Below are 12,974 nucleotides of genomic sequence, written 5' to 3'. Positions count from 1 at the left end.
CGAGTCCTCGTATTCGCGGTCCGCATGCGTCACAGGCCACGCCGTCGTGCCGTTCCCTCGTCACCGGCACGACAGCGCGACATGGCCGCACGCGGGCGGCTGTGTCGTCAGCGTCCGGCGAGGAAGGGCTCGTACGACAGCGCCGCGAGCACCCCGCCGTGGGCGCCGTACGCGGTGACCTCGACGGTCTCCTTCAGGGCGCCGTCCCCGGCGGCGTCGAGGTAGTACGTGCCCCAGCCGGGGTCGCCCGGCAGCCTGAGCACGCCGGCTTCCTGCTCAGGGCCGTTGCCGACGCGGACGGTGATGCGTGCGGGCACGACGTCGCTGCGGAACGCGCCGGTGAACAGCGCGTCGTCCCCGTCGGTGTACAGCCCGCCGCTGAGGCTGTTGGGGCGGATGCTGTCCCCCACGTACTTCTTGGACCGTGCGACCGACTCCGCGAAGTCGTCGCCCCAGGCCACCACATAGTTCTGCCTGCCCTGCGGCAGCAGTCCCATCCTGGCGCCCTGGCCCATCTCCACGGGCTCGTACGGCTGCACGACGCGCGGCCCGGACGCTTCGGCGGTCTCGGCGTACACCGCCGGTGCGGTGTCGGCGTAGGCCGCCGGTGCGGTGTCGGCGTACGCCGCCGGTGCGGTGTCGGTGCCTCCGGTCGCGGCCTCTGCGGTACCGGCGATGCCGGCGGTATCAGTCGCAGCGTCCGCAGCGTCCGCAGCCGGCTGGGACGAGCCGCCCAGGGCGAGCGCCGTGCCGGCACCACCCGCGAGAGCCATCGCCACGACCCCTGCCATGACGAGTCTCTTCGTCTTCATGTGTCCTCCGCTGATCGGGACTTGCCTTCACGTCTCAGACGACGGGCGGCCCTCGCGTCTATGTCGTCGGCGGAGAACTTCTTTCCGGACCTGCCGCGAGCCCCGGCACCGGAGCACCTCACCACGGCCGGGAGCCACCGCCCCCTCGGCGGCCCTCGGCCACCCGTTTCACGTCCCGCAACGACTCGCTCAGCCGGGCAGCCAGGTAGTGCAGTTCGCCGTATGTCACCCGGCGGTCCGCCAGCATCGTCGCCGCATGGTCGAGCAAGTCGCCCGCCATGCCGAGCTGGACGCTCTCCACGGCATCCGCGACGCGCGACACCGGGCCGGTCCCGTCACCGATGACGTAGCAGGGCCTGCCCTCCGGCCCGGTCCAGGGCAGCAGCCTCGCCCCTTCCGGCGGCGACCCGTTCATCCGTCCCACTCCCCCGTGCGGTCCCACCGGTGCCCGAGGTCCACCCCGCGCGCGGCGAACCACACCGTGCGCCGCCGCGCCCGCTGCCGCCTCTCGTGTGCCACGAGACCCTCATGGACTTCGAGGACTCGGCATCGATCGCCTACGTGGAGAGCCTGTTCACCGGCCGCTTGATGGACGAACCGGCCCTGGTGAGCGCCAGCCAGACCGCCTACGCTCTTGCGCTGAGCGACGCCTTGTCGCAGCAGGAGTCCCTGGCCCTGGTGAGGCCGGCAGCAGAGGAACACGAACATGGTCAGCAGTGAGCCCACCGTCCGCGACGCGTCCACGCTCGGCGGATGGTTCAAGTCGAGCTACAGCGGCGGCGACCAGGGTGAGTGCCTCGAAGTCGCCCACGGCCACGCCCGCGTCCCCGTACGCGACAGCAAGCGCGCGACCGGCCCCGCCGTGGTGTTCTCGGCGGGCGGCTGGGCGGCGTTCGTGACGGCGATCCGGAGCGGCGGCCTGGCCGCCTGAACGCCTGGGCGCGGTGGTGCCTTCCTGCCACCGCGCCCGATGTACTTCGTTGCTCGCGAGAAGTTCGTCGTGACAGCATCCTGTGCGTGAGTGACAACGGGGATGACATACCGGAGCCTTCTCGGCTCTCCAGACTTTCGGAGTTGGCCGGCCTTCCGGAGTGGGCCGAGCCTGCCGAACCTGCCGGCCCGGGTGCTTCCGCGGCATCGGCCGGGCTCTTTGAGCAACCGGCATCGCTCGCGACCTTGTCGGTCGTGGATGAGGTGGCTGTTGCGCGGCGCGGGTTTGCTCGGTTGCTGGGGGAGTTCCGGCGTACGGCGGTGCTGGTGCCGTTCGATGCGCACGGGAGTTTGTGGACGGCGGACTTCAACGGGGTGCGGTGGATCTGCGCGTTCTCGGACGAGGAGGCGCTGGCCCGGTTCGCCCGCGCCCAGGGGGAGGCGGGGTGTGAGTGGGAGTACCGCACGATCCTGGGTGCCCGGCTGCTGGACGTGATGGTGCCGATGCTGACGGCGCCGGCGGGGGTCGCGCTGGATGCGGGCAGTGAGGAGGGCATGGTGTTCCCGCCGGTGGCGGGGATCGTGCCTGACGCTGTGGCGGTCGATCTCGGGGGGACGCGGTGAGCGGGGAGAACGCAGATCTGGTGGCGCCGCCGGCGGCATTGGCGGAGATCGCGAAAGGTATCGATCTGGCGCATGCCGAGCTGAAGGACCTCGGGATGATCGGCACGGCGTCGGTCGGCCGCGGGTTCTCGGATCTGGCGTTGTCGGGCCTGGAGTTGGGTCACCGCGGGCTGACGGCCGAGTTCGAGACGTTCTGCAACCGGTGGGAATGGGGAGTTCGGGCCCTGACCCTGAAGGGCAACGCCTTTGCCCAGGGGGTGGGGTTGTCCGCGGGCTCGTTCGCGGAGCAGGAGCGGTACGTCAAGGATGCGATCAAGATCGGTGTGAACTCGTTGAACGGGAATCCGCATCTGTCGGAGGACGAGGTCAAGCAGATGAGCTGGGACACGATCAGCACCCAGTCCCCGATCGACAACGCGGACTGGAGCCCGGAGTCGTTCACCGAGGCGCATGGCGAGGTCAAGCAGAGCTGGGCCAACACCACGTATGACGTGATGGACGCGCAGAACGACGCTCTGGAGCGTGCGGGCATCATTGATCCGGTCGTGCGGGAGCGGATGGACGAGCAGATCAGGCAGGATCTCGATCCCGATCAGGCGACGGTCGACCAGGCCGAGCAGCCGCGGTGGGGGGAGAGTCGCTGATGGGCGGTCTGGGGGATCTGACCGACAAGCTGGTCGACGGTTTCGACAAGGGGGTCGACAAGGGCAAGGAACTGGTCGGTGAGGGTGTCGACTGGACCACGGACAAGGTCGGGGCGGGTCTGGAGAAGGTCGGCGCCGACGACTGGGCGGACGCGGTCGAGGACTGGGGTGATGAGACCGCGTCCTCGCTGGGTGCGGAGGTGGGTGAGCAGCAGCTCGGCCAGAGCGAGGAGGCCGATGAGCTGATCCACGGCCGGCCGGTCGAGATCGCCGCGACGGTGAAGAACCTGCGCGACTTCCAAAAGGCGTTCGATCTGGTCGGCGGCGGGATGAAGAAGCTGGACTCCGGCCGCTGGAAGGGGGAGGCCGCCGACACCTTCCGGGGGAAGTTCTCCACGCTGCCCACGGACTGGCTGCGTGCGGCGGACGCGTTCGAGGACGCGGCCGACGCTTTGGAGACCTACTCGAAGGCGGTCACCGGCGCCCAGGGCAAGGCCAAGGAGGCGATCGCCCTCTACAAGGAGGGCGAGGCCGACTCCAAGACTGCGGTCGAGGCGTACAACAAGAAGGTCGACGCCTACAACGCGGCCCGCAACGGGGACAGTCCGCTGCCGCATCCCGGCACGTTCTCCGATCCGGGAAAGGCCAAGCGTGCACGGGCCCGGGAGATCCTCGCCGATGCGCGCAAAGCCCGCAACGAGGCCGGGGAGACAGCCAAGGGCGCGGTGACGGCGGCGATGGCGCACGCCCCGCAGGAGCCGACCGGGCGGGAGAAGCTGAAGCTCGAGTTCCTGGATCACCAGCTGGCCCAGAGTGTGGAGGTCATGCATCTGGCCGGCGGCGTGGTCAAGGGCGCGGCGGGCGTCGTCAACTTCGTCCGCTCCGTCGCCCCGATCGACCCGTACAACCTGTCCCACCCGGCCGAGTACTACAAGGGCGTCAACATGACGCTCGCCGGCATCGCCTCCACCCTCGCCAACCCCGACCGGGCCCTGAAGAACGCCTGGGACGCCGCGAAGGGCGACCCGTCCGAGTTCATCGGCCGTCTCATCCCCGAACTCATCGGCACCAAAGGCGCCGGAGCCCTGAAGACCGTGGCTCGTGCAGGGATGAAGGACGCGGCCACCACGGGTGCGAGAACTGCTGCTCGCGAAGGCGTGGATGACGCGGCCGCCTCCTCCCGACCGCCGGCAGCGGTCCACAGCAACGGCACCGACCCGATCGACCTGGCCACTGGCGTCATGTACCTGCCGCAGACGGACATCGTCCTGCCCGGCACACCGCCGCTGGTCTTTCGCCGCCGCGTCGCCTCCGACTACCGGGCCGGGCGCTGGTTCGGTCCCACCTGGTCATCCACCGTCGACCAGCGCCTGGAGATCGACTCCGAGGGCGTCGTCTTCGTCTGCGAGGACGGCCTGCTCCTGGCGTACCCCCACCCCGCCCCCGGCGTTCCCGTCCTGCCCAGTCACGGGCCACGGTGGCCACTGGACCGCGACACCACCGGCGACTACACGATCACCGACCCGGCGACCGGCCGCACCTGGCGCTTCACCACCCGCCATGACGACCTGGCACTGCTCACCCAGATCGACGACCGCAACGGCAACTGGATCACCTTCGAGTACGACGACGAGACCGGCACCCCGACCTCGATCGTTCACGCGGGCGGCTACCACCTGAAGCTCACCACCAGCGAAGACAGGGTAACCGCCCTGCACCTCGCCGGCGCCGCCCCCGACGGCACCGACCAGCAGATCCTGCGCTACGGCTACACCCACGGCCACCTCACCAGCGTCACCAACTCCTCCGGCCTGCCACTCACGTTCGCCTACGACGAGCGTGGCCGCGTCACGTCCTGGACCGACACCAACGGCAGCCACTACGACTACACCTACGACGACCGGGACAGGTGCGTCGCCGAAGGCGGCACCGAAGGCCACATGGCCCTGCGACTCGACTACGACGGCGTCGATGCCGAGACGGGCCTGCGCGCCACGACCACGACGAACGCAGCAGGCGCGGTCAACCGCTTCGTCATCAACGACGCACACCAGGTCGTCAAAGAGATCGACCCGCTCGGCGCGGTCACCCGCTACGAACGCGACCGCTACAACCGCCTCCTGTCCCGCACCGACCCGCTCGGGCGCACCACACGCTTCACATACGACGCCGCCGGATCCCTCACCGAAATGGTCCGCCCCGACGGCCGCAGCACAACCGCCGAGTACAACGAACTCCGCCTTCCCGTCCGCGTGGTCAACCCGGACCGCACAGTGGTCCGCCAGGAATACGACGAGCGCGGCAACCGCACCGGCGTGACCGCCCCGACCGGCGCCGTCACCCACTACACCTACGACGAGGCCGGCCACCTCACCTCGATCACCGACGCCCTCGGCAACACGTCCCACATCCGCACCGACACATCCGGCCTCCCGGTGGAGGTCACGAACCCGCTCGGAGCGGCAACCCGCATCAGGCGCGACGCCTTCGGCCGCCCCGTCACCCTCACCGACCCCCTCGGCGCGACGACCCGACTGGAATGGACACCGGAAGGCAAACTCGCCCGCCGCACAGAGGCCGACGGCACCCACCAGTCCTGGACGTACGACGGCGAAGGCAACTGCACCACCCACACCGACGCCCTCGGCCAGGTGTCCCGCTTCGAATACACCCACTTCGACCTCATCAGCGCCCGCACCGGCCCCGACGGCGTCCGCTACGAGTTCACACACGACCACGAGCTGCGCCTCACCCAGGTCCTCAACCCACAAGGACTGACCTGGAACTACGACTACGACGCAGCCGGTCACCTCATATCCGAGACCGACTTCGACAACCGCACCCTCCTGTACGAGCGTGACCCGGCCGGTCGCCTGGTCTCCCGCACCGACGCCCTCGGCCAGACGATCCACTACGAACACGACGACCTGGACCGCCTCGTCCGCAAGGACGCCGCCGGCACGGTCACCACCTTCGCCTACGACTATTCGGACCAACTCGCCGAAGCCGTCAACCCGGACGCCACCGTCACCTGGCTCCGCGACCGCTACGGCCGCCTGGTCTCCGAGACGGTCGACGGCCGCACCACGTCGTACACCTACGACATCCTGGGACGCCGCACCGGACGCACCACCCCCACCGGCGCGGCCAGCACCTGGACCTACGACCCAGCCGGACGCCGCACCTCGCTCACCACCTCCGGCCGCACCATCACCTTCGAACACGACGCCGCCGGCCAGGAGACCGCACGCCACATCTGCGACACCGTCTCCTTCACCAACCAATACGACCCGCTCGGCCGCCTCACCAGCCAGCACGTCACCGCATCCGCAGGCCGCAGCATCCAACGCCGCGACTACACCTACCGCGCCGACGGCAACCTCACCGGCCTCACCGACCAACTGAGCGGCCCCCGCACCTTCGACCTCGACCCCGCCGGCCGGGTCACCGCCGTCCACGCAGCGGGCTGGACGGAGCGCTACGCCTACGACGAAGCCGGTAACCAGACCCAGGCATCCTGGCCCTCCACCCATCCCGGCCAAGAAGCCGTCGGCACCCGCCACTACACCGGCACCACCATCACCCGCGCCGGCACCATCCGCTACGAACACGACGCTCTCGGCCGCATCACCCTCCGCCAGAAAACCCGCCTCTCCCGCAAACCCGACACCTGGCGCTACGAATGGGACGCCGAAGACCGCATGCGCTCGGTCACCACACCGGACGGCACACTCTGGCGCTACAAGTACGACGCCCTCGGCCGCCGCGTCTCAAAGCAACGTCTATCCGACGACCTCCAAGCCGTTGGCGAGCGAACCACATTCACATGGGACGGAAGCAAGCTCTGCGAAGAAGTGACGGAAAGCGTAACGCTTTTCACGCCGGTTGCCCTCACTTGGGACCATTACGGTCTGCGATCCATCGCCCAGACCGAACGCATCGTTCAAGGCGCCAAAGAAGAGATCAATTCTCGATTCTTCGCTATCGTCAGCGACCTCGTCGGCACTCCCAGTGAACTCTTGGACGAGGCGGGGAGGATTGCATGGCGCACTCGCGGCGCCCTTTGGGGAACTACCGCATGGTCTGTCGACAGCGTCTCCTATGCCCCTCTTCGTTTCCCGGGGCAATACGCCGACACCGAAACCGGGTTGCACTACAACTATTTCCGCTATTACGACCCAGAAATTGGCCGCTACCTGACTCAAGACCCTGTCGGGCTTGCCGCCGCCCCTAATCCGTCGACCTACGTTACTAACCCCCACGCATGGACGGACTGCTTGGGACTGGCTCCGGACTACCTACCTATTTACCGGACGCCAAAGGGAGCGCATGCAGAACACGAGCTTGCGCACGGCCCGAACCCGGCCAACCATCAACCTGGCGTCGACATAGGTGGAGGTATTATCTCCGACGGAAAAATCTACTTCGGAGAGCGCGCTGTTGCCGCAGAGTATGCTGGACCAACGGGGGTGAATTTTGCCAAGGGTATGGTGGAATACAAGATGCACCTCTCATTCCTGGAGGAATTCGGCGACTATGCGAAAATTCATGATTACAACGGGCCGAGCGGTGCTGCACGACTAGAATTTGAGATACCCGTGGAAAAGCTGGACAGATTCAACGAGCTGACGCTAGGGCGCAGCTGGATAGAAATCTTCGGAGGGCCGACGTGAAACTTCGCAATCACCAGGAACTAGACGTCACGGTGACCGCCGTATCCCCCGTGGGGTGCAAGGCCGAAGGGAGCGGAGTGAGTGGCTTCATCGACCAGGTCAAGCATCCGTCCTGGTGGGACGACAGCGTCACTGCTCCCCAAATCGGCGACGAAATCCACGTTGTCGTTCTGGATGCCGACCGCGAACCTCCTCGGTTCAGCGCGCTGGGGCGGGATATCGACGTTGCGCGGCGACTGCGGGGCAACGGCACCTGAACGCCGCACCGGTACATGGAGCCGGGCTTCAAGCGCAACATCTGGTGGCGGAGCTGTTGCGGGAACGAACGATCCTTTGCGTTGGCTGTGGAATTGCCTGACTGCGGGGCCTTGGCCGGGAGGAGACGGAATCCGAGCCCAATGAGGTGTCATTGGGCAGACTGGACGTGCTCTGCCCAGGAGCTGACTCACTGGGCGAGGAGCATGTACAACGACGCGAAGTAACCGCGGTCGAGGCACATTTCCACAGCGCCACCCCCCGACGGTCTCACAGGGAAACGGCTGCTGGCGCGAGGAGCGCCCTGTATCTCTGTCAGCGAGACCCAACAAGCGACGACTGCTCGTACTGTTCGGGGAGGAGTACGAGTACATCGCCTTCATGGCCGCTGGATGACCACGAAGGCAAGGCGAGGAAGAGTGGGCGCGAGGGCTTTCGCCCCGCGCCCAGCGCTCAGAACACCTCCCCCGCGAACCGCTCCGCCGTCTCCTCCAGCACCCCCACCCCGTCCCGCGCCCACAGCCCGTCGTTGAACAGCTCCACCTCGATGAAGCCCGACCAGCCCGCCGCCTCCACCCGCTCGCGCCACTCGCGCAGGTCGATCGCGCCGTCGCCGAGCTGACCGCGGCCGTTGAGGACACCGGTGGGCAACGGGGTCGTCCAGTCGGCCAGTTGGAAGGAGTGGATGCGGCCGGCGGCTCCCGCGCGGGCCACGGCCGCCGGGGCCCGGTCGTCCCACCAGACGTGGTACGTGTCCACGACGACGCCCACCCGGTCCGCCGGGAAGCGCTCCGCCAGGTCGAGGGCCTGGTCGAGGGTGGAGACGACGCACCGGTCCGAGGCGAACATCGGGTGCAGGGGCTCGATCGCGAGACGGACCCCGCGTTCGGCCGCGTAGGGGACCAGGGCCGACAACCCGTCCGCGATCCGTTCGCGGGCCGCGACCAGGTCGCGGCTGCCGGGCGGAAGGCCGCCCGAGACCATGACCAGCGTGTCCGTGCCCAGGGTGGCCGCCTCGTCGATCGCGGCCCGGTTGTCGTCCAGGGCGCGGGCCCGGTCGTCCGGGTCCAGCGCCGTCAGGAAACCGCCGCGGCAGAGGGACGTGACCGTCAGGCCCGCGTCCCGTACGAGCTTGGCCGTGGCGTCGAGCGCGTACGCGGCGACCGGTTCGCGCCACAGGCCCACGGCAGGGACGCCCAGCCGGACGCACGCCTCGGTCAGTTCGGGCATGCTCAGCTGCTTGACCGTCATCTGGTTGATGCTGAAGCGGCTCAGGTCAGGGCTCACCGGGGGACTCCGTACACGTCGAGCAGGGACTTCATGCGGGACTCGGCGAGCGCCGGGTCCGGGAACAGGCCCAGGCCGTCGCCCAGTTCGTACGCGCGGGCCAGGTGCGGCAGGGAGCGTGCCGACTGGAGCCCGCCGACCATCGTGAAGTGGGACTGGTGGCCGGACAGCCAGGCGAGGAACACCACGCCCGTCTTGTAGAAGCGGGTCGGTGCCTGGAACAAATGGCGGGACAGCTCGACGGTCGGGTCGAGGAGCTTGCGGAAGCCTGCCGCGTCGCCGGTGTCCAGGACGCGTACGGCCTCCGCCGCCAGTGGGCCCAGCGGGTCGAAGATGCCGAGCAGCGCATGGCTGAAACGTCCTCCCGCCGCCGGCTCCTCGCCCGCGATCAGCTCGGGGTAGTTGAAGTCGTCGCCCGTGTAGCAGCGCACGCCCTGCGGGAGGCGGCGGCGCAGCTCCACCTCCCGCCGTGCGTCCAGCAGGGACACCTTGATGCCGTCGACCTTGTCGGGGTGCGCCGCGATGACGTCGAGGAAGGTCTCCGTGGCCGCGTCCAGGTCGGACGAGCCCCAGTAGCCGTCCAGCGCAGGGTCGAACATGGGGCCCAGCCAGTGCAGGATCACCGGCTCGGACGCCTGCCGAAGCAGGTGGCCGTAGACGTCCAGGTAGTCGTCGGCGGACGCCGCAGCGGCGGCCAGCGCCCGTGAGGCCATGAGGATCGCCTGCGCGCCGGTGGACTCGACCAGGGCGAGCTGTTGCTCGTAGGCGTCCCGCACCTCGGCGACGGATGCCGGGCCGGTCAGCTGGTCGGTGCCCACCCCGCAGGCGATCGTGCCACCGACCGCCTCCGCCTCCGCCGCCGAGCGCCGGATCAGCTCGGCCGCACCCGCCCAGTCCAGGCCCATGCCGCGCTGCGCCGTGTCCATGGCCTCCGCCACGCCGAGCCCGTGCGACCACAGGTGGCGGCGGAACGCGAGCGTGGCGTCCCAGTCGACGGCGGCGGGCGCGTCGGGGCTGATGTCGGCGTACGGGTCGGCCACCACATGGGCGGCGGAGAAGACCGCACGGGAGGTGAGCGGGGCGCCGGAGGTGAAGTTCAGAGGCTCGGTGCGCGGCTCGTACGCGGACAAGGACCCGTCGGCGCGGGGCAGTCGGACCGTCACAGCGTCAGCTCCGGTACGTCGAGGCGTCGGCCCTCGGCGGAGCTGCGCAGGCCGAGCTCGGCGAGTTGCACGCCTCGCGCTCCCGCCAGCAGGTCCCAGTGGTACGGCTCGTCGCCGGCGACATGGCGCAGGAACAGCTCCCACTGGGCCTTGAAGCCGTTGTGGAACTCGGTGTTGTCCGGGACCTCCTGCCACTGGCCGCGGAAGGACTCGGTGACGGGCAGGTCCGGGTTCCACACCGGCTTCGGGGTGGCGGACCGGTGCTGGACACGGCAGTTGCGCAGGCCGGCGACGGCCGAGCCGTGCGTGCCGTCGACCTGGAACTCGACGAGCTCGTCGCGGTTGACCCGTACCGTCCAGGAGGAGTTGATCTGGGCGACGGCGCCGCCCTCCAGCTGGAAGATGCCGTACGCGGCGTCGTCCGCGGTCGCCGCATACGGCTTGCCCTGCTCGTCCCAGCGCTGCGGAACGTGCGTGGCGATGTGCGCGTTGACGGAGGTGACACGGCCGAACAGCTCGTGCAGCACGTACTCCCAGTGCGGGAACATGTCGACGGTGATGCCGCCGCCGTCCTCGGCCCGGTAGTTCCAGCTCGGCCGCTGGGCGTCCTGCCAGTCGCCCTCGAAGACCCAGTAGCCGAACTCGCCGCGCACGGAGAGGATCTCCCCGAAGAAGCCGCCGTCGATGAGGCGCTTCAGCTTCATCAGGCCGGGCAGAAAGATCTTGTCCTGGACGACGCCGTGCTTGATGCCCGTGCTCTCGGCGAGGCGGGCCAGTTCGAGCGCGCCGGCCAGGTCGGTGGCGGTCGGCTTCTCGGTGTAGATGTGCTTGCCGGCCGCGATGGCCTTCTTCAGCGCCTCGACGCGGGCCGAGGTGACCTGTGCGTCGAAGTAGACGTCGATGCTCTCGTCTGCGAGGACGGCGTCGAGGTCGGTCGAGATCTCGGTAAGTCCGTGCTGTTCGGCGATCTCACGCAGCGCGTGTTCACGCCGTCCGACGAGCACCGGCTCCGGCCAGAGCACTTCGCCGCCGCCGAGGTCGAGACCGCCCTGCTCACGGATGGCGAGGACCGAGCGCACCAGGTGCTGGCGGTGGCCCATCCGCCCGGTGACGCCGTTCATGGCGATCCGCACTGTCCTGCGTGTCACGAAGTGCCTCCATCTTTCATCTCGGTTCTCCCGAGTTCCCTCGACATGAGCGTAGCAAGCGCTTTCTACGCGATATGAAGCTAGCCTGCCGACAGCGGCCCGGACAAGGGGGCCGCTCCATCTCCCCCGGAGGAAAGCGATGACAGTCACCCTGGCGGATGTGGCGGCCCGCGCCCGGGTGTCCCCGGCGACGGTCTCGCGCGTGTTGAACGGCAACTACCCGGTCGCCGCATCCACGCGTGAACGGGTACTGCGCGCGGTGGACGATCTCGACTACGTCCTCAACGGCCCGGCGAGTTCGCTCGCCGCCGCGACGTCCGACCTCGTCGGCATCCTCGTCAACGACATCGCCGACCCCTTCTTCGGGATCATGGCCGGAGCGGCACAGACCGAGATCGGCGGTCAGGAGGGCACGGGGCGGGGAGGCGGCGAGAAGCTCGCCGTCGTCTGCAACACCGGCGGTTCACCCGAGCGTGAACTCACCTATCTCACCCTGCTGCAGCGTCAGCGGGCCGCCGCCGTGATCCTCACCGGTGGCGCGCTGGAGGACCCCGGCCACATAGAGGCCATGACCGTGAAACTCGGCAGGCTCGCCGACGCCGGGACGCGGATCGTGCTGTGCGGCCGTCCGCCGCTGACCGGCAGCGACGCGGTCGTCGCCTCGCTCGCCTTCGACAACCGGGGCGGCGGACGGCGGCTCACCGAGCACCTGATCACGCTCGGCCACCGGCGCATCGGATACGTCGCCGGCCCTGCGGAACGCACCACGACCCGCCACCGGCTCGAGGGCCACCGGGCTGCGATGGCAGCGGCAGGGCTCGGCGGGGACGCCGCCGAGCAGGAACGGCTCACCGTGCACGGGCCGTACGACCGCCGGTCCGGCTACGACGCCACCCTGGAACTGCTGCGCAGGGAGCCGGGGCTGACCGCGATCGTCGCCGCGAACGACACGGTCGCGCTGGGGGCGTGTGCCGCCCTGCGCGACCAGGGCCTGCGGATACCCGACGACATCTCCGTGGCGGGCTTCGACGACCTTCCCTTCTCCGTGGACGCGGTCCCGGCGCTCACGACGGTCCGCCTGCCTCTGTTCGAGGCGGGCGCGAGGGCAGGCCGCCTGGCCATGGACAACGAGACGCCTCCGCCGGGCGGCATCGCGACGATCGCGGCGGAACTGATGTCCCGGGACTCGACGGCGGCGCCGCGCAAGCGATGACGGGCCGGTCCGGCACCCCGCGCCGCGCAAGCGATGACGGGCCGGTCCGGCACCCCGCGCCGCGCAAGCGATGACGGGCCGGTCCGGCACCCCGCGCCGCGCAAGCGATGACGGGCCGGTCCGGCACCCCGCGCCGCGCAAGCGATGACGGGCCGGTCCGGCACCCCGCGCCGCGCAAGCGATGACGGGCCGGTCCGGCACCCCGCGCCGCGCAAGCGATGACGG

12 protein-coding genes are annotated in these 12,974 nt (G+C 69.3%); 7 read left to right on the top strand and 5 right to left on the bottom strand.

From position 1 onward, the window contains the following. Positions 1–107 precede the first annotated feature (107 nt). Positions 108–812 carry a hypothetical protein gene (locus AB0903_RS28980; protein ID WP_366707679.1) on the bottom strand — a complete coding sequence of 235 codons (705 nt, stop codon included), beginning with the start codon at positions 810–812 and terminating at the stop codon, positions 108–110. A gap of 118 nt (positions 813–930) precedes the next feature. Further along, positions 931–1,227, bottom strand: coding sequence for a hypothetical protein (locus AB0903_RS28975; RefSeq protein WP_366707678.1), 297 nt, complete (start codon positions 1,225–1,227; stop codon positions 931–933). Between the two features lie 83 nt (positions 1,228–1,310). Between AB0903_RS28975 and AB0903_RS28970 the strand changes: the two genes are divergently transcribed. The 6 genes from AB0903_RS28970 (at position 1,311) to AB0903_RS28945 (ending at position 7,940) form a co-directional block, all read left to right on the top strand. Then, the gene (locus tag AB0903_RS28970; RefSeq protein WP_366707703.1) at positions 1,311–1,532 is read left to right on the top strand and encodes a Scr1 family TA system antitoxin-like transcriptional regulator; all 222 of its coding nucleotides are present in this window, start codon (positions 1,311–1,313) and stop codon (positions 1,530–1,532) included. After that, entirely contained in the window at positions 1,519–1,743 is a 225-nt protein-coding gene (locus AB0903_RS28965) for a DUF397 domain-containing protein (RefSeq protein WP_366707677.1), read from the top strand. The genes AB0903_RS28970 and AB0903_RS28965 overlap by 14 nt, the downstream gene beginning before the upstream one ends. Positions 1,744–1,829: 86 nt before the next feature. Then, the gene (locus AB0903_RS28960) at positions 1,830–2,366 is read left to right on the top strand and encodes an SseB family protein (protein WP_366707676.1); all 537 of its coding nucleotides are present in this window, start codon (positions 1,830–1,832) and stop codon (positions 2,364–2,366) included. Then, a complete protein-coding gene (locus AB0903_RS28955; RefSeq protein ID WP_366707675.1) occupies positions 2,363–3,010 on the top strand; it encodes a hypothetical protein in 648 nt (215 codons plus the stop codon). Before AB0903_RS28960 ends, AB0903_RS28955 begins: the two co-directional genes overlap by 4 nt. Beyond that, positions 3,010–7,683: a putative T7SS-secreted protein gene (locus AB0903_RS28950; RefSeq protein ID WP_366707674.1), complete on the top strand. Its 4,674-nt coding sequence runs from the start codon at positions 3,010–3,012 to the stop codon at positions 7,681–7,683. The genes AB0903_RS28955 and AB0903_RS28950 overlap by 1 nt, the downstream gene beginning before the upstream one ends. Positions 7,684–7,760: 77 nt before the next feature. Beyond that, positions 7,761–7,940 (top strand): hypothetical protein, encoded by a 180-nt coding sequence (locus tag AB0903_RS28945; RefSeq protein ID WP_366707673.1) that lies wholly within the window; start codon positions 7,761–7,763, stop codon positions 7,938–7,940. 451 nt (positions 7,941–8,391) lie between these two features. On the opposite strand, the gene AB0903_RS28940 is transcribed toward AB0903_RS28945, so the two are convergent. Genes AB0903_RS28940 through AB0903_RS28930 form a run of 3 tightly spaced genes read right to left on the bottom strand, consistent with a single transcriptional unit; the run spans position 8,392 to position 11,536 of the window. Next, positions 8,392–9,225 carry a sugar phosphate isomerase/epimerase family protein gene (locus AB0903_RS28940; protein WP_366707672.1) on the bottom strand — a complete coding sequence of 278 codons (834 nt, stop codon included), beginning with the start codon at positions 9,223–9,225 and terminating at the stop codon, positions 8,392–8,394. After that, the gene (locus tag AB0903_RS28935) at positions 9,222–10,388 is read right to left on the bottom strand and encodes a dihydrodipicolinate synthase family protein (protein WP_366707671.1); all 1,167 of its coding nucleotides are present in this window, start codon (positions 10,386–10,388) and stop codon (positions 9,222–9,224) included. Before AB0903_RS28935 ends, AB0903_RS28940 begins: the two co-directional genes overlap by 4 nt. Continuing rightward, positions 10,385–11,536, bottom strand: coding sequence for a Gfo/Idh/MocA family oxidoreductase (locus tag AB0903_RS28930; RefSeq protein WP_366707670.1), 1,152 nt, complete (start codon positions 11,534–11,536; stop codon positions 10,385–10,387). The genes AB0903_RS28935 and AB0903_RS28930 overlap by 4 nt, the downstream gene beginning before the upstream one ends. 139 nt (positions 11,537–11,675) lie before the next feature. Here AB0903_RS28930 and AB0903_RS28925 point away from each other — a divergent pair, with 139 nt between their 5' ends. After that, a complete protein-coding gene (locus AB0903_RS28925) occupies positions 11,676–12,749 on the top strand; it encodes a LacI family DNA-binding transcriptional regulator (protein ID WP_366707669.1) in 1,074 nt (357 codons plus the stop codon). Positions 12,750–12,974: the final 225 nt, after the last annotated feature.

This window comes from Streptomyces sp. NPDC048389, assembly GCF_040706335.1.
Classification (GTDB): domain Bacteria; phylum Actinomycetota; class Actinomycetes; order Streptomycetales; family Streptomycetaceae; genus Streptomyces.
This window is presented reverse-complemented; position numbering and strand designations above follow the sequence as displayed.